This window comes from Halorientalis pallida (assembly GCF_049605515.1).
Taxonomy (GTDB): Archaea; Halobacteriota; Halobacteria; order Halobacteriales; family Haloarculaceae; genus Halorientalis; species Halorientalis pallida_A.
In genome coordinates, this window is the sequence record NZ_CP187158.1 from 3414249 (window position 1) to 3430517 (window position 16269).

General features: G+C 67.3%; 14 protein-coding genes. 11 read left to right on the plus strand and 3 right to left on the minus strand.

Annotated features, from left to right (window positions below; genetic code table 11):
• Positions 1-2: 2 nt before the first annotated feature.
• The 7 genes from ACOZ4N_RS19215 (at position 3) to ACOZ4N_RS19245 (ending at position 6070) form a co-directional block, all read left to right on the plus strand.
• Positions 3-560, plus strand: coding sequence for a 50S ribosomal protein L18 (locus tag ACOZ4N_RS19215; RefSeq protein ID WP_424017975.1), 558 nt, complete (start codon positions 3-5; stop codon positions 558-560).
• The gene (locus tag ACOZ4N_RS19220) at positions 557-1189 is read left to right on the plus strand and encodes a 30S ribosomal protein S5 (RefSeq protein WP_092656819.1); all 633 of its coding nucleotides are present in this window, start codon (positions 557-559) and stop codon (positions 1187-1189) included. The genes ACOZ4N_RS19215 and ACOZ4N_RS19220 overlap by 4 nt, the downstream gene beginning before the upstream one ends.
• Positions 1189-1653 carry a 50S ribosomal protein L30 gene (rpmD, locus tag ACOZ4N_RS19225; RefSeq protein WP_424017976.1) on the plus strand — a complete coding sequence of 155 codons (465 nt, stop codon included), beginning with the start codon at positions 1189-1191 and terminating at the stop codon, positions 1651-1653. The genes ACOZ4N_RS19220 and rpmD overlap by 1 nt, the downstream gene beginning before the upstream one ends.
• Before the next feature lie 2 nt (positions 1654-1655).
• On the plus strand, positions 1656-2165 hold the full coding sequence (locus ACOZ4N_RS19230; protein WP_424017977.1) for an uL15m family ribosomal protein: 510 nt from the start codon (positions 1656-1658) through the stop codon (positions 2163-2165).
• A gap of 1 nt (position 2166) precedes the next feature.
• A complete protein-coding gene (gene secY / locus ACOZ4N_RS19235; RefSeq protein WP_424017978.1) occupies positions 2167-3645 on the plus strand; it encodes a preprotein translocase subunit SecY in 1479 nt (492 codons plus the stop codon).
• Positions 3646-3762: 117 nt separating this feature from the next.
• Positions 3763-4911: a sulfatase-like hydrolase/transferase gene (locus ACOZ4N_RS19240; protein WP_424017979.1), complete on the plus strand. Its 1149-nt coding sequence runs from the start codon at positions 3763-3765 to the stop codon at positions 4909-4911.
• A 97-nt stretch (positions 4912-5008) separates the two neighbouring features.
• Positions 5009-6070 (plus strand): glycosyltransferase family 2 protein, encoded by a 1062-nt coding sequence (locus tag ACOZ4N_RS19245; protein ID WP_424017980.1) that lies wholly within the window; start codon positions 5009-5011, stop codon positions 6068-6070.
• On the opposite strand, the gene ACOZ4N_RS19250 is transcribed toward ACOZ4N_RS19245, so the two are convergent.
• The gene (locus ACOZ4N_RS19250) at positions 6067-8316 is read right to left on the minus strand and encodes an amino acid permease (RefSeq protein ID WP_424017981.1); all 2250 of its coding nucleotides are present in this window, start codon (positions 8314-8316) and stop codon (positions 6067-6069) included. The two genes, ACOZ4N_RS19245 and ACOZ4N_RS19250, sit on opposite strands and share 4 nt — an antisense overlap.
• A gap of 1 nt (position 8317) precedes the next feature.
• Positions 8318-8776 (minus strand): universal stress protein, encoded by a 459-nt coding sequence (locus ACOZ4N_RS19255; RefSeq protein ID WP_424017982.1) that lies wholly within the window; start codon positions 8774-8776, stop codon positions 8318-8320.
• 198 nt (positions 8777-8974) lie between these two features.
• Here ACOZ4N_RS19255 and trkA point away from each other — a divergent pair, with 198 nt between their 5' ends.
• The 4 genes from trkA (at position 8975) to ACOZ4N_RS19275 (ending at position 15852) form a co-directional block, all read left to right on the plus strand.
• A complete protein-coding gene (trkA, locus tag ACOZ4N_RS19260; protein ID WP_424017983.1) occupies positions 8975-10306 on the plus strand; it encodes a Trk system potassium transporter TrkA in 1332 nt (443 codons plus the stop codon).
• Positions 10303-11796, plus strand: coding sequence for a TrkH family potassium uptake protein (locus ACOZ4N_RS19265; RefSeq protein WP_424017984.1), 1494 nt, complete (start codon positions 10303-10305; stop codon positions 11794-11796). The genes trkA and ACOZ4N_RS19265 overlap by 4 nt, the downstream gene beginning before the upstream one ends.
• 48 nt (positions 11797-11844) lie before the next feature.
• Entirely contained in the window at positions 11845-13407 is a 1563-nt protein-coding gene (locus tag ACOZ4N_RS19270; RefSeq protein WP_424017985.1) for a TrkH family potassium uptake protein, read from the plus strand.
• Between the two features lie 90 nt (positions 13408-13497).
• Positions 13498-15852: an amino acid permease gene (locus ACOZ4N_RS19275; protein WP_424017986.1), complete on the plus strand. Its 2355-nt coding sequence runs from the start codon at positions 13498-13500 to the stop codon at positions 15850-15852.
• On the opposite strand, the gene ACOZ4N_RS19280 is transcribed toward ACOZ4N_RS19275, so the two are convergent.
• Positions 15853-16221, minus strand: coding sequence for a hypothetical protein (locus ACOZ4N_RS19280; RefSeq protein WP_424017987.1), 369 nt, complete (start codon positions 16219-16221; stop codon positions 15853-15855).
• Positions 16222-16269: the final 48 nt, after the last annotated feature.

The window sequence follows — 16269 nt, forward strand, 5'->3', positions numbered from 1 at the left end:
CAATGGCAACAGGACCACGATACAAAGTGCCGATGCGGCGTCGCCGCGAGGCACGAACGGATTACCATCAGAGGTTGCGCCTGCTGAAATCCGGGAAACCCCGGCTGGTCGCTCGGAAGAGCAACCAGCACACTACGGCGCAGCTGATCGTCACTGGCCCGCAGGGCGACGAGACGGTCGCGAGCGCACACTCCAGCGACCTCGACGAGTTCGGCTGGGAGGCTCCCACGGGGAACCTGCCCGCCGCCTATCTCACGGGGCTTTTGGCTGGCAAGCGCGCGCTGGCGAACGGATTCGAGGAGGCCGTGCTCGACATCGGCCTCAACACCGCCACGCCGGGCAGTAAGGTGTTTGCAGTACAGGAAGGTGCAATCGACGCCGGGCTCGAGATCCCCCACAACGACAGCGTGCTCGCCGACTGGGAGCGCACCAGCGGCGAACACATCGCCGAGTACGCCGAACAGCTCGACGAGCCGCTGTATTCGGGCGAGTTCGACGCCACGGACCTGCCGTCGCACTTCAGCGACGTGCGAGAGACACTGATGGAGGCTGAACTATGAGCAACGGATGGGAACCGCGCACGCGGCTCGGTCGGAAGGTACAGGAGGGCGAGATCGACTCGATGCAGGAGGCCCTCAACTCCGGCCTGCCGCTGAAGGAACCGGAGGTCGTCGACCAGCTGGTCCCCGACCTCGAAGACGAAGTGCTGGACATCAACATGGTCCAGCGGATGACCGACTCCGGCCGCCGGGTGAAGTTCCGGTGTGTCGTCGTCGTGGGCAACCGCGACGGCCTCGTCGGCTACGCCGAGGGGCGTGACGACCAGGTCGGCGGTGCGATCCAGAAGGCCATCGACATCGGCAAGCTGAACCTGATCGACGTGTCCCGCGGTTGCGGGTCCTGGGAGTGTGGCTGTGGGCGACCCCACACCGTCGCGCTCCGGACGACCGGCAAGGCGGGCAGCGTCGAGGTCGAACTCCAGCCCGCGCCGCGCGGGCTGGGACTGGCGGGCGGGGAGACCGTCCGGCACGTCCTCGAACTCGCCGGGATCGAAGACATCTGGACCCGCTCGTCGGGGAACACGCGGACCACGGTCAACTTCGCGAAGGCGACGTTCAACGCGCTTCGCAACACGGCCGAGGCCCGGGTCCCCCAGCGGACCATGGAGAAACGAGAGGTGATCGAGTGATGCAGGCACTCGTCCAGCTCCGCGGTGACGTGAACATGGCCGAGGACGTGAGCGACACGCTGGAGATGCTGAACGTCCACGACGTGAACCACTGCACGCTGATCCCCGAGACCGACGCCTACCGCGGGATGATCCACAAGGTCAACGACTACGTCGCCTACGGCGAACCCAGCCAGCAGACCGTCGAGACGCTCCTGCAGACCCGCGGCGAGCCCCTGGAGGGCGACGCCGACATCGACGACGAGTGGGTCGACGACAACACCGACTACGACTCCGTCGAGGGCCTGGCCTTCGCACTGGTCGCCGAGGAGACGACCCTGCGCGAGCAGGGGCTGGCACCAGTGCTCCGTCTGCACCCGCCGCGGGGCGGCCACGACGGGCTGAAGGGACCGGCCGCGACGGGCGGACAACTCGGCAAACACAGTACCGAGGAGATCGACGATCTCCTCACAGCGATGCGATAACAATGACGAGCAAAAAGAAACGACAGCGCGGCACACGCACGCACGGTGGCGGCAGTCACAAGAACCGTCGTGGCGCGGGCCACCGCGGTGGCCGTGGCCGTGCCGGTCGCGACAAACACGAGTTCCACAACTACGAACCGCTCGGCAAGTCCGGCTTCAAGCGACCCCAGAAGCTCAAAGAGGAGATCGCGGAGATCGACGTCCGCGAACTCGACGAGGACGCCGCCCTGCTGGCGGCCGACGGCGTCGCCGAGGAAGACGGCGACGGCTACCGGATCGACGTCCGGGACGTCGTCGAGGACGGCCACGAGGTCGACGCGGTGAAGGTCCTCGGTGGCGGCCAGGTCCGCAACGAGTTGACCATCGTCGCGGACGACTTCTCGGACTCGGCCCGCGAACTGCTCGAATCGGCCGGTGGCAGCGCCGAACTCACCGAACGCGGCGAGAAGCGACAGGCCGAGCGCGAAGACGAATCCGATACTGATACAAGCGAGGAAGAAGGGTCCGCGTAGTATGGGCTGGAAAGAAACCGCCGAACCGGTACTCACCCGCATGCCCTCGGTCGCGCGACCGGAGGGCCACGTTCCGTTCAAGCGGAAGCTGGCCTGGACAGCCGGCGTGCTGGTGTTGTATTTCTTCCTGACGAACGTCTACCTGTACGGACTGGGCACGGCAGGCGGCGACATCTTCGGGCGCTTCCGCTCGATCCTCGCCGGCGGGCAGGGGACGATCCTCCAGCTGGGGATCGGACCCATCGTCACCGCGTCCATCGTCCTGCAGTTGCTCGGCGGTGCCGACCTGCTGGGGCTCGACACCCAGAACAACCCCCGTGATCAGGTGCTGTACCAGGGCCTCCAGAAGTTGCTGGTGGTCGTGATGTGCATCCTGACGGGGCTGCCGATGGTCTTTGCCGGTGGGTTCCTGCCGCCGAGTCCGGCGGTCGCTCAGAGCCTCGGTATCGGCCTGATGGGTGTCAAGATGCTCCTGTTCGCCCAGATCTTCCTCGGCGGGATCCTCATCCTCTACATGGACGAGGTCATCTCGAAGTGGGGCGTCGGCTCCGGTGTCGGGCTGTTCATCGTCGCCGGGGTCAGCCAGCGTCTCATCGGCGGTTTCTTCGCGCTCCCCGGAATCGGGTCGGAACAGGTCGGGTTCTTCCCGTCCTGGATTCTGATCGCCATCGGCGAACAGCCCATCGGGTCGCTGTTCGGCGCGGGCCTCCAGCAGGTGCTGATGAGTCCGCAGTTCGGGCTGATCAGACTGGTGACGACCATCTTCATCTTCGTGGTAGTCGTCTACGCCGAGTCGGTGCGGGTCGAGATTCCCCTGTCGAACGCGCGAGTCAAGGGCGCGCGTGGTCGCTTCCCGGTGAAGCTGATCTACGCGAGCGTCCTGCCGATGATTCTCGTGCGGGCACTGCAGGCGAACCTCCAGTTCCTGGGGCGGATCCTGCAGGCCCAGCTCGGGAACGGGATGCCCGCCTGGCTCGGCGTCTACGACTCCAACGGACAGGCGATCGGCGGGTTCTTCTACTACATCTCGCCGATCCAGTCGCCCGCGGACTGGATTCCCCAGCTCGCCGGGAGTGCGGCTTCGGCCGAACTCTGGCAGATCGCGCTCCGGGTCTCCGTCGACCTGACGTTCATGGTCGTCGGTGGCGCGATCTTCGCGGTGTTCTGGGTCGAGACGACCGACATGGGCCCCGAAGCGACGGCCCAGCAGATCCACGGCTCCGGGATGCAGATCCCCGGCTTCCGACAGAACCCCGGCGTCATCGAGAAGGTTCTGGAGCGGTACATCCCCCAGGTTACCGTCATCGGTGGGGCCCTGGTCGGCCTGCTGGCCGTGATGGCCAACATGCTCGGCACCATCGGGGGTGTCGGCGGCACCGGGCTGCTGCTGACGGTCTCCATCACGTACAAGCTGTACGAGGAGATCGCCGAGGAGCAGCTCATGGAGATGCACCCGATGATGCGCCAGATGTTCGGCTAACGCCGGGCTGGCGACTCGCGGTCGACGTTCTTTCCGGCTCCGTTCGGACAGCGACGGCCACGTCGGGGCCGCGAGACGGAAGACCTATTATCGGCGTCCCGCGTTCTCCGGCAACGAATGCGTGACGTCGTACTGCTGACCGCGGATTCGGTTCGGCGGGACTTCGTGGACGCCATGCCGTTCGTCGCGGACCACGAGGTGTTGACAGGTGTGACTGCGGGTCACTACACGCGGCCGAGTCTGGCGGCGTTGCAGTCCTCGCGGTTGCGGGCGTCGGTCCAGTCCCGCGTCGTCGGGCCGACCATCGCCGAGGCGTTCAGCGAGGCGGGTTACACGACCATCGGGCTGGTGCCGACGGCACAGGCGGACCCGGCCTTCGGCTTCGACAGCGGCTTCGACCACTACGACAACTACATGTCGGGGTCGGGCAACGCCGCCTCGAACCGGCGGAGCAGTCTCCGGGAGTATCTCGGGTCGTTCGACATCGTCCGGCAGGTGTACCGGCGGGTCTATCCGATGGAGGCCAACATGGACGATCTGCCCGAGGACGAGGCCGTGATCGAGGAGGCCATCGAGCGGTTCGAGGACGCCGACGGCCCCCGGTTCCTCTGGGTTCATCAGATGGAGAGTCACCGGCCGTACGGCACCGGCGACGACGCGATTCCCCCGAAGATCGACCGGAAGGCCGAGGCGTCGGGCGGTCGCCACTGGTTCGGCTCCTCGGAGGTGACCGACGCGGAACGCGAGGTCATCACCTCGGCCTACCGCGACGCCCTCGGCCGGGTCGACGACCGGATCGAGCGGCTCCTCACCGAAATCGACAGCGAGGACCCCATCTTCGCGTTCGCGGCCGACCACGGCGACGAGTTCGGCGAGGAGGAGTACTACTACCACCAGGGGTACCGCCGCCGGGTGCCCGAGACGGTGATTCGGGTGCCGGTCGTCCTCGACGGGATCGAGACGCAGGGTGACCGCCTGAGCCTCCTGGACGTGGGGCCGACGCTGGCGGCGGGCGCGGGCATCGACGCACCCGACGCCTGGCAGGGAACGGATCTGACCGAGACGACGACCGAGGAGGCGGTGACGGTCGCGCCCTGGCACGAGACGGCGACGGTCGCGTGGCAGGACTTCGAGCGGAAACTGGTCGCTCGCGACGCGGACGTGTCGATGACGGAGGGCGGCGAGGAGGTGGCGGTCGACCGGACGGAGGTGTCCGACGAGGTCGAACGCCAACTGCAGGATCTGGGGTACGCCGACGCCGGGTAGGCCGAGCGGCGGCCGACCGAACACGGCCCCGTGAACCTGTGTGCGGGCCGAGACACAACGCATTTAACGATTCTCGCGAAAGCCGAGTTCAACACGCATGTTGGCGACCCGGCCGCCCTTCCAGGCCACCGGCCTCGACAGCCCGACGCTGACGGCGGTGCTGGTGGTCGTTGCCCTCCTGATCTTCTACTGGGGGTTCAGACGCTATCGGACGAGTTTCTCGAAGACGGAGTTCGGCGTGGCGACGGCCATCGCGGTCGGGACGCTGGCCATCGCGCTCGTCCCGGATCTGTTCAACGCGCTGGGGAACGTTCTCCAGATCGAGCGCCGGCCGCTGGTCATCGCGCTGGTGGCCACCGTGCTGCTGACGGCGCTCGTGCTGTACGTCATCGGCCGGCTGCGCGAACAGCAACTCACGATCGCGGAACTCACCAGGAGTCTCACCGTCGACCAGGCCGACCTCGGCGAGGACGACGAGCGGACGGTCTACATCGTCATCCCGGCGTACAACGAGGCCGACAGCGTCCAGTCGGTCGTCGCGTCCTTGCCCGAGACGGTCCGGGGGTACGAGGTCGTGCCGCTGGTGGTCTCGGACGGGTCCTCGGACGCGACGGCTCGGCGGGCCGCCGAGACCGACGCCGCGGTCGTCGAACACCCGATCAACCAGGGGCAGGGCGGCGCGCTGAAGACGGGGTTCGAGATTGCCGAGGAGAACGGCGCGGACGTGGTGGTGACCATCGACGCCGACGGGCAACACCCGATCGACCAGCTCGACAACCTCGTCGGACCCATCGTCGACGACGAGGCCGACTACGTGGTCGGGTCGCGGTACATCGGCACCGACCGGTCGGGCAACGGCCCCGTCCGGCAGGCCGGCATCCGGTCGTTCACGTGGCTCATCAACCTGCTGACGGACATGGGGATCAGCGACTGTACGAACGGGTTCCGTGCGATCCGGGGGTCGCGGCTGGCGGAGCTGACGCTGACAGAGGAGCAGTTCAGTGCGCCCGAACTCCTGATCGAGGCGCGCAAGAACGGGCTCCGGATCCAGGAGATTCCGGTCACCATCGCCGAGCGGGAACACGGCGAGAGCAAGAAGCCCAAAGTCAAGTACGCCCTCGGGCTGATGCGGACGATCCTGGTGACCTGGATCCGCTAGCCGAACAGGCGTTCCAGCAGCGAGCGGTCGCGGGACTTCTCGGCCAGCAGTACCGAACAGTCCACGTCGTCGACAACGTCGAGGACGAGCGAGCCCCTGACGAGTCGTTCGAGCAGGCCTTCTTCGGTCGCGCCGATGATGACGAGCGAGGCGTCCGCGGCGGCGGTCTCGATGGCTGCCTCCACGTCACCGGTCTCGATCCGCAGGGCGGCGTCGCCGAGACCGTGTTCGCTCGCCCACTCGGAGAGGAACGCGCGGCCGTCGCTCTCGTCGTCGGCGACGTGGAGCAGGGTCACGTCGGCGTCGTACTCGGCCTGGAGCATCTTGGCGACGGCGGCACTCAACTCGGAGTCGGGGCCGCCAGCGGTGGGGACGAGGAGTCGCGAGGGGTCCAGCCCCCGGTCTTTGAGGACGAGGAAGTCACAGGGCAGGTCGTGGGCCAGTTCGTCGATGGCGGACTCGGCCCGGCCCGGCGAGCCGTGGGCGTCGGGCCCCCAGCCCATCACCACGAGATCGGCGGCGTGTGACTTGGCGGCCGAGAAGATCTCCTCGAACGACCGGTGGGAGATGATGGTTTGCGTCTCGACGGGTACGTCGAAGGTCTCGGCGTCGGCCTCGGCGGCGGCCAGCAGGTCGGCCGACTGGCTGTCGAGTTCGTCGACGTGTTCGGCCCCGTAGGCCAGCGAGGTCTGGTCGGGGACGGTGACGATGTGGGTAGCCAGCACGCTCCCGCCCCGCTGTTTGGCGATGGCGCTGGCCAGCGTGATGAGTTCCGTCTCGTGTTCGGGGTTGGCCAGTGGCACCATCACCTTGTACTGGCCGCCGTCGGGCTGGACGCTGTCGGCGGCGGCGACCGCCGAGTCGGGCATCGAGTCCGAGCGCCGCTGGACGTACTCGCCGAGGATACCCTGTTTCTCCGTGCGCGACCGCGCGTAGACGAAGTACCACGCCACGGCGGCGGCGACGAGGCCGAAGCCGAGCGTCCGGATGGTGGGCTCGATGAAGTAGATCAGCGCGAACGAGGTGATCGCACCGAGGATCGGCGTGAACGGGTACAGCGGCACGGTGTAATCGGGCTGGTAGTCGGCCGGATCGGCGGTCCGCATCACGATCAGCGCGAGGTTGAGCAGGCCGTAGATCACCAGGTGGAGGAAACTGGCCGTACTCGACAGCGAGACGATGGCGTCGTCGCCGACGACGCTCGACCCGACGATGAAGACGACGATCAGCGCGCCCGTGACCGCGATGGAGCGGTACGGCGTCGCGAAGCGGTCGTGGATGTCGTTCAGCGCGGGCGTGATGAGCCGATCACGGCCCATCGCGAAGTTGATGCGCGAGGACGCGAGGATGCTCGCGTTCGCGGAGGAGGCCGTCGCGAGCAGGCCGCCGAACAGCATGGCGACGGCACCCAGCGGCCCGAGCAACTCCCGGGCCGCCGAGACGACGACGATGTTGCCCGCGGCCTGTTCGGCGGCGATGAAGCCCTGTTCGACGGCGGCACTCATCGCGATCAACACGAGGGCGTAGATCGCCGTCACGAGGACGACGCTCCCGATCACCGCTCGCGGGAGGTTCCGCCCGGGGTCTTTGATCTCCTCGGCGACGCTCGTGATCTGGACGAAGCCGAGATAGGAGACGAAGATGATGCCCGTCGTGACCATCATCGGGCCGTAGCCTTTCGCTTCCGGGAGGTTCGCCGGGTCGGCCCGGAGTGCGCCGGCGATGGTGAAGACGGTGAGGATCGCGACGAGGATCACGACGATGACGTTCTGGAGCCGGCCGGTCTCTTTCGCGCCGACGTAGTTGACCGTGACGAAGAACACGCCGCCGATGACGGCGAGCAGGGTCACGGGGTCGAGCGCCACGGGACCGAGCGCGATCTCCGAACTGAGGCCGGCGATGGCCGCGATGTACTCGCCGAAGCCGACCATGTAGAACGCGGATGCGAAGGCCAGCCCGAGCCAGTTGGCCCAGCCGGCGATCGAGCCGAACAGTGGACCGAGGGCGTGGTTAACGTAGTAGTACGCGCCGCCGGATTTCGGCATCGCGGTCCCGAGTTCGCTGGCCGACAAGGCTGTCAGCAGTGCAATCCCGCCGCCGATGAGGAAGGCGACGACGGCCAGCGAGCCGGATGTCTGGATCGCGTCGCCCGGCAGGACGAAGATACCGGCACCGATCATCGTCCCGACCCCGATGGTCAGGGCGGCCAGCGGCCCGAGGTCCTTGGCGAGTTCCTGATCCGACATCTCAGCTCGTCTCGCCTCCGTCTGTCGGATCGTCGGCTGTGCCGTCGTGATGATCGGGGAGGACCACGACCGGGCGGTCGGTGCCCGTGATCAGGTCCAGCGCAACGTCGCCGGTCAGCAACTGGACCCAGCGGCTCCCGCCCCGGGGCGTGAAGACGATGCTCGTGGCGTCTACCTCGGCGGCCACGTCGAAGATCGTCTCGGCCACGTCGGTGCCGTAGGCGATCTCGGTCTCGACGGTCGTGTGGGCGTCGAGTTCCTCGTGGACCGCCTCGAAGATGTCTGCAGCCTCCTCCTCACGCTGTTCGACGGAGGCCTTGTCGACCGCACCGCCTGCCTTCTCGACCACGTGGACGGCGACGACGCTGTCGCCGACACGGGGCCGGAGCGCACGTGCGCTGGCCGTCGCGTCGTCCGGGCTCGCGACCGGGAGGAGGACGCGCTCGAAGAGGTCAGCCATCGTCTTCGATGTCCCCGCGTTCGGCTGGTCGGTCCGATACCACGATCCCAGACCCGACTTGTCGTTCCATGGACGAGGTTGGGGGTGGACCGGCCTTAAGTTCTCGTACCTCCGGTCGCTGGCGGGGTCGGTGGAAGGGAAATTCTCTTGGGGAGTCCGTCGGTAGGGACGTACAATGATTGGTGCTGGTGATCGGCCGTGCGCGTGATCATCGTCGGCGCGGGACAGGTCGGATCGAGCATCGCGGCCAGTCTCGCGGCCGATCACGACGTGGTGGTCATCGACACCGATCCCGCACGCGTCGACGAACTCACCTACTCCCACGACGTGCTCCCGATCCAGGGCGACGGGACCGACCTGGAGACGCTCGAAGAGGCGGGGATCGCCGACGCGGACATGCTCATCGCCAGCACCGACAGCGACGAGACGAACATCGTCGTCTGTGGCGTCTCGGCCATCGTGGGCAACCCCTTCACCATCGCCCGCGTGAAACAGCCACAGTATCTCCGTGCCTGGGAACAGCGCCGCGGGGCCTTCGACGTGGATTTCATGGTCTGTACGGACCTGCTGGCGGCGAAATCCATCGTCGGCGTGATCGGGCTCCCGACCGCACAGGACGTGGATATGTTCGCCGACGGGCTGGTCCAGATGACCGAGTTCGAAGTGCCGGCCGACAGCCCGGTGGCCGGTCAGACCGTCGCGGAGGCCGACCGCTTCGACTCGCTGACGTTCGCCGCGATCATCCGCGGGGAAGACGTCCTCGTTCCGACCGGCGAGACCGTCATCGAGGCCGAGGACGACGTAATCGCTATCGGGAGTCCCGAGAGTATGCGAGCGTTCAGCACCGCGGTCGCACCACAGGCAGACGAGGCCAGCGACGTGGTGATCGTCGGCGGCGGGGAGATCGGGTATCAGGTCGCGCGCCTGCTCGAAGAAGGCGGGTACAAGCCGCGCCTGTTCGAGCGCGACGAGGACCGGGCTCGCTGGCTGGCCGAAAATCTCCCGAAGACGACGGTTCTCAAAGGGGACGCGACCGATCAGGAACTGCTCGAACGCGAGAGCGTCGGCGAGGCCGACGTGCTGGTCTCGGCGCTGGACAACGACCAGAAGAACCTCCTCTCGACGCTCATCGCGAAACGGATGGGGACGGGGCGGACGGTCGCTATCGTCAACACCGGCGACTTCACGGAACTGTTCGAGGCCGTCGGCGTCGACGTTGCGGTCAGTCCCCGTGAGGCGACCGCCGAGGAGATCACTCGCTTCACCCGCGCGCGTCGCGCCGAGAACGTCGCGATCATCGAGGGCGATTGCGCCGAGGTCATCGAACTGGAGGTCGACACCGACAGTGCGCTCGTGGACCGCCCGATCCGGGAGTCGATGGCCGACCTCCCCGGCGGGGTCGTCATCGGGGCGATCACGCGGGGCAACTCGCTCATCAAGCCCCGCGGTGACACCGTGATCGAGCGGGGCGACCACGTCGTCGTGTTCACCGATGTCGACGCCCTCTCGGAAGTGACCGAGAAACTGTGAGCCGCGTCGCCGTCGACTGGCGGACGAGCGCGACCCTCGTGGGGACGGTGTTGAAGGCGCTGGCGGTCCCGCTGGCCGGGACCGCGGCCGTCGCCGCCTGGTTCGGCGAACCAGTAGTGCCCTTCCTCGTCCCGCTCGGGGGGACGCTCGTTGCCGGTCTCGCGCTCGAACGCTTCGACCGGCGGGATCTGGGACTCAGGGAATCGTACCTGATGGTGGCGTTGACGTGGCTGGCCATCGCACTCGTCGGGGCCATCCCGTTCGTCCTCGCCGGTCAGGGGGTGCTGGCCGATCCGGTCAACGCCATGTTCGAGTCGATGAGCGGCGTCACGACCACGGGCGCGACGGTCATCGACTCCTTCGACGCACACGGGAAGTCGATTCACCTCTGGCGGTCCGTACTCCAGTGGATGGGTGGGCTCGGGATCCTCGTGCTGGCGGTGGCCGTCCTCTCGCAGATCTCGGTCGGTGGCGCACAGCTCATGGAGACCGAGACACAGACGCAGGACCTCACGAAACTCACACCCCGGATCGAGGAGACGGCGCGGCTCCTCGGGATGCTATACGTCGGGCTGACGGCGCTGATGGTGTGCTCGTGGCTCGCGCTGGCCGTGGTTGGGCTGGCGCCGAACGTGACGCTATACCAGGCGGTTGCTCACGCGTTCACCGCGGTCTCGACGGCCGGCTTCTCCCCGCAACCCGCGAGTCTCGGATACTTTTCGCCGGCAGTCCAGTGGGTGACGATTCTGTTCATGTTCACTGGTGCGACGAACTTCGTTCTCCTCTACTTCCTGCTCCAAGGGAAGCCGAGCCGGCTCAGAGGGAGCGACGAGTTCAGGTTCTACGTTGGGATCGTCCTCGGGGCGACCGGGCTGACGGCCGCGTTTCTGACCGTCGACGGGCAGTTCGACCGGGTCGAACCGCTGGTCCGAAACGCCCTCTTTCAGGTGGTCTCAATCGTCACGACGACGGGGTACGCGACGGTGGATTTCAACCTGTGGTCGGCGGGCGCGAAACACGTCCTGTTTCTGGCGATGTTCACCGGGGGGATGGCCGGGAGCACGACCTGTTCGATCAAGACGCTCCGGTGGCTCGTCGTCGTCAAGTCCCTCCGGCGGGACCTGTTCACCGAGATCCATCCCGAGGCGATCCGGCCCGTCAGGCTCAGCGGGCAGGCCGTCGACGAGGAGACGATCAAAGACATCTACGGTTACGTCCTGCTGAGTCTGGTAATCTTCGCCCTACTGACGGTCCTGGTCGTCATCGACGCGACCCGCGTGGCAGGGGGTGTCGGCGAGTTCGAGGCGATGGGTGCGGCGGCCTCGACGTTCCTCAATATCGGGCCAGCGTTCGGGGCCGCCGGCCCCTACGGGAGTTACCTCCACTTCCCGGACACGACGAAAGCGGCGATGATCGCCCTGATGTGGGTCGGTCGCATCGAGATCATCCCCGTCCTCGTCATCCTGACGCCGGCGTACTGGCGGTCCTGACTGGGGGGTAACGATGGATTCATGTCGCCTTGCCGAGTGACGGCAGGTGTGTCCGGTCTCACGTCGCGCGTGCCGGTCGATCCGCCGTTCGAGTGGCGCGCGAGCTGTAGCCTCCTGGGAACCGTCGTCAAGTACTTCTCGCTGACGATGCTGTTGCCTCTGCTCGTCGCCGTCGTCTACGGCGAGGACGTGCTGGTGTTCGCGGGCTCGCTCGTGATCGGCCTCGTCGCGGGGCTGGCGCTGGAACGCCTGGAGACCGACCCGGACCTCGGGCCGCGGGAAGCACTCCTGCTCGTCTCGCTGTCGTGGCTGGCGGCGGCCGTCGTCGCGGCCATCCCCTTCTTCCTCGCCGGCCAGGGGACCGCGTCGACGCTCGCGAATCCGGTCAACGCGCTGTTCGAGGCCACCAGCGGGGTGACGACGACCGGGGCCACCGTGCTGGGGCAGATCGGGCTGGAGCGACACTCACACGCCGTCATGCTGTGGCGACAGCTCATCCAGTGGCTCGGCGGGATGGGGATCATCGTGTTGATGATCGCGATCCTCCCGGAGGTCGCGGTCAACGGCGCGCAACTTATGCAGAACGAAGCGCCCGGTCCCGAACTGCAAAAGCTCACGCCCCGGATCGCGGAGACTGCTCGGGCGCTGTGGCTCATCTACGTCGGCTTTACGCTCCTGTTGATGGCCCTGCTCTATGGCCTGTCTCTCCTGGGATACGCGCCGGAGATGGACCTGTACAACGCTATCGCTCACGGGTTCTCGACGCTCCCGACCGGCGGGTTCTCGCCACAGGCCGACAGCATCGCCTACTTCAGCGCCGCGGTCCAGTGGGTGATCATCCCGTTCATGGTGGTGGCGGGAGTCAACTTCGCGCTGTTCTGGCACGTGCTGAAGGGCGAGTTCTCGGTCCTCTACGAGAATCCCGAGTTCCGGACGTACGCGGGTGCCATCGCGGTGGTTACCGCTATCCTGGCGTTCGTGCTTTATCGCGGGGCGGCCCCGGCACTGGGTGATCTCGGCGGGACGACCGAGGGTGTGGCCGAGAACGCCCTCCGACAGGCGGCGTTCCAGATCGCCTCACTCCTGAACTCCACGGGGTACGCGTCGTCGAACTTCGCCCAGTGGGGCGCGTCCGGGAAGATGATCCTGCTGTTCGCGATGTTCATCGGCGGCTCCGCGGGGTCGACCGGTGGCGGGATCAAGGTCGTCCGCTGGCTGGTGACGATCAAGGCCGTCAAGCGGGAACTGTACACGACGGCCCGGCCCGACGTGGTCCAGCCGGTCAAGCTCGGCGGGTCCATCGTCGACGAGGACGCCGTCCGGGGCATCCTCGTCTTTACCGTGCTGTACTTCGTGTTGCTGGGTGTCTCGGCCGTGTTCCTCAGCCTGGACTCGGCCCGGATCGGCTTCGACATCTCGACGCTGGAGGCGTTCAGCGCGGCGCTGGCGACCATCGGGAACATCGGCCCGGGCTTCGGTGCGGTCGGGCCGTTCGGGAGCTACCTGCAGTTCTCGCCGGTCTCGAAGCTCTGGATGACGCTGTTGATGTGGTTCGGTCGGCTGGAGATCGTCCCCGTCCTCGCGCTGTTCGTCATCACCGTCGAAGACTGATTTCGCGCTCCCGGTCCGGGTAACACGAGTGGTTTCGTCCTCGTCCATCGAACGACATTTTTACGGTCCCGTCGGGCAGAGCGGTGTGCAATGGTAGAGCACACCCGGACGCTCGGGTTCAAGATCGCCTTCGCGATCGGACTCGGGACGATGATCGCGGCGGGTATCTTCTCGCTGTCGGGCACTGCCGTCGCCGCGATCGGCAGTAGCGCGGTCATCGCGTTCGTCATCGCCGCTATCGTCGCCGGTATCACCGCCGCCTCCTACTCGGAGTTCGCCTCGATCTACTCCGAGAACGGCGGCGGCTACCTCTTCTCCTCGCGCACGTTCGAACACGACAAGCTGGTGTACGCCATCGGTGCCATGCTGTTTCTGGGGTACACCGGCACCACCGCCTTCTACCTCGCCACGATGGACGAGTGGGTCTTCGAATTCATCCTCCCCGAGGCGTGGCACTTTCTCCCCCACGGGACGACGGGCGTGCTGGCGGCGATCCTTCTGGGGACGCTCAACGCTCGCGGGACCGAGGAGAGCGGGACCTTCCAGTTGCTGGTGACCGGCGCGAAGGTGGCCGTCCTGCTGGCCTTCATCGGCGGTGCGTTCAGCTACGCCGGGCCGACCGCGGCCGTCGGGGAGTTCACCGGCGCGTTCGGCGGCGGTCCCGTCGACATCGTCACCATCGCCGCGCTCGCGTTCATCACCTTCTTCGGGTTCTCGGCCATCGCGGCCAGCGCCGGGGAGATCATCGAACCCCGGAAGACGGTGCCTCGCGCCATCGCGGCGAGCATGATCACGGTCACCGTCCTGTACGCGCTGGTGATCGTCGCGATGGTGAACTCGCCGATCCCGGCCGAGGTGATCGCCGAACAGGGCGAGACGGCGATGGGGAGCGTCGCGGCGGCCTTCCTCGGCCCCATCGGCCAGAGCCTGATCGTCGCTGGGGCGATCTTCAGCATGGTCAGCGCCTCGAACGCGTCGATCCTCGCGGCCAGCGGGATCGGGTCGCTGATGGGTCGGCAGGGGCAGGCTCCCCGGCCGTTCTCGCGCATCCACCCGAAATTCAGCACGCCGTTCTGGAGCGTGATGGCCGCGACGGGGACCATCGTCGCGCTGATTGTCGTCTTCATCGGCCTCTTTCCCCACGACGGGGGACCGATCCCGCTCTCGCTGAACCTGCCGGCGGCCGTGCCGCTACTGGGTGGGACGGACCTGTTCGAACTCGGCCTGGAGCCGCTGACCGGGTTCGCGACGCTGAACCTGCTGGTCCCGCTCTCCATCGTCAACGTCGCGCTGATCTACTCGCGGCGGCGGTTCCCGGACGTGGAGCGGGGCTTTCGCGTGCCCGGGGTCCCCGTGGTGCCGATCCTCGGCATCCTCGCCAACCTCGCCCTGATCACGAACCTCCCCCCGAAGGGTGTCGTCTGGGGCGTCCTGCTGATCGTCGCGACGCTGGTCGCGTACCTCCTCTGGGGTGGTGCGCCCGACGTGGAGGAGCTGTTCCAGGAGGTCGTCGAGCCGGAACCGCCCTCGGCGACCGCGGCGGTCGAGAACGGGGACCGCTACCGGGTGCTGGTGTCGGTCGCCCGGCCGGAACGCGCGCCGACCTACGCGAAACTGGCGGCGCTGGTCGGGAACACGCGGGGCGAGGACCCCATCGTCCACGTCCTCAACGTCACCGAGATCCCCGAGCAGACGCCGTACGAGGCGGTTTCTGACGCCGCGGAGGGGCGTGCCCGCCGCATCGAGGAGTTGCTGGACGACGCCGAGATCGACGCCGAGTACACCGTCGAGGGCCACATCTGTCAGGACGTGGGCTTCGACATCGTCCAGACCGCACGGGACGAGGGGGCCGACCAGATCCTGATGGGGTATCCGGAGGAACACACCCAGATCGCCGAACACGTCGAGTACAAGGCACCCTGTGGCGTCCTGTTCGTCAGCGGCTTCACCGATCCGACGGACGTGGAGATCGTCAACATCGGGGCCGGCGGCGGCCCACACCACAAGGCCGTCCTCCCGCTGATCGAGCGACTGGGCGAGAACGGCGCCGACATCAACGTCATCAACGTCGATCCCGAGGGTGCCGGCCGGGCCGAGGCACCCGAGACGACGCTGGCCGCGCTCTCGGGCGCGCCGGAGGTCCGGGTCCAGAACGTCTCGGCGGCGACCGTCGCCGAGGGACTCGTCGCCACCGCCAAGGACAACGGCGGCATCCTCGTCATCGGAGCGACCCGGACCCGGCGGCTCCGCCGGTGGGTGTTCGGCAGCACGCCGGATCGGGTCATCAGCCTCGCCGACGGGGCGGGCGTCCCGGTGATCGTCTACGCCGGTCCCCGCGGCGTGCAGGGCCCGTTCGAAGACTACGTCTACCCCATCTACCGGTATTTCACGGGCAGTCGACGCGGCCGGAGCAACGCCGGATCGTCCGCCGAAGCCGAACAGTAGTCAGTCCTCGATCCGGAGGTCGTACTCCGCCGGCTGGTCGAACACGTCGAGAAAGAGCCGGTCCAGGAAATCGGCGGCGTGTTTCGGGTCCGCGATGGCCGAGACGTGGACCTCGCCGTCGGGCGCTTTTCTCGTCGCCGGCTGTGCGATCTTGAACACCGGGAAGTCGTCGAGGAGGGTGGCCAGACGGTCGCGTTCGGCATCGTCGACGTGGACGACGATCTCGCGGTCGCAGTACTCGACGTACGGCGGGTCGTCGGCGGCGACGGCGAGCAGGACTGGCGACTGGCTCCCGGCCCGGCGGTGGGCCGTGATCGCCTCGGCGATCCGGGTCCGGCGCTCGATGGCGCGCTCGCCGTCGCCTGTCATGCCCGGACCGAGGGGAGCCAGCGGTAAAAACGGCCGTGCTCGTCGCCG

What these genes read in the sequence shown, in the direction of transcription:
- ACOZ4N_RS19275 (WP_424017986.1), top strand. Translation starts at nt 13,498, where the DNA reads ATGGTAGAGCACACCCGGACGCTCGGGTTCAAGATCGCCTTCGCGATC.
- ACOZ4N_RS19215 (WP_424017975.1), top strand. Translation starts at nt 3, where the DNA reads ATGGCAACAGGACCACGATACAAAGTGCCGATGCGGCGTCGCCGCGAG.
- rpmD (WP_424017976.1), top strand. Translation starts at nt 1,189, where the DNA reads ATGCAGGCACTCGTCCAGCTCCGCGGTGACGTGAACATGGCCGAGGAC.
- ACOZ4N_RS19255 (WP_424017982.1), bottom strand. Translation starts at nt 8,776, where the DNA reads ATGGCTGACCTCTTCGAGCGCGTCCTCCTCCCGGTCGCGAGCCCGGAC.
- ACOZ4N_RS19230 (WP_424017977.1), top strand. Translation starts at nt 1,656, where the DNA reads ATGACGAGCAAAAAGAAACGACAGCGCGGCACACGCACGCACGGTGGC.
- ACOZ4N_RS19240 (WP_424017979.1), top strand. Translation starts at nt 3,763, where the DNA reads ATGCGTGACGTCGTACTGCTGACCGCGGATTCGGTTCGGCGGGACTTC.
- ACOZ4N_RS19220 (WP_092656819.1), top strand. Translation starts at nt 557, where the DNA reads ATGAGCAACGGATGGGAACCGCGCACGCGGCTCGGTCGGAAGGTACAG.
- secY (WP_424017978.1), top strand. Translation starts at nt 2,167, where the DNA reads ATGGGCTGGAAAGAAACCGCCGAACCGGTACTCACCCGCATGCCCTCG.
- ACOZ4N_RS19280 (WP_424017987.1), bottom strand. Translation starts at nt 16,221, where the DNA reads ATGACAGGCGACGGCGAGCGCGCCATCGAGCGCCGGACCCGGATCGCC.
- ACOZ4N_RS19250 (WP_424017981.1), bottom strand. Translation starts at nt 8,316, where the DNA reads ATGTCGGATCAGGAACTCGCCAAGGACCTCGGGCCGCTGGCCGCCCTG.
- ACOZ4N_RS19245 (WP_424017980.1), top strand. Translation starts at nt 5,009, where the DNA reads ATGTTGGCGACCCGGCCGCCCTTCCAGGCCACCGGCCTCGACAGCCCG.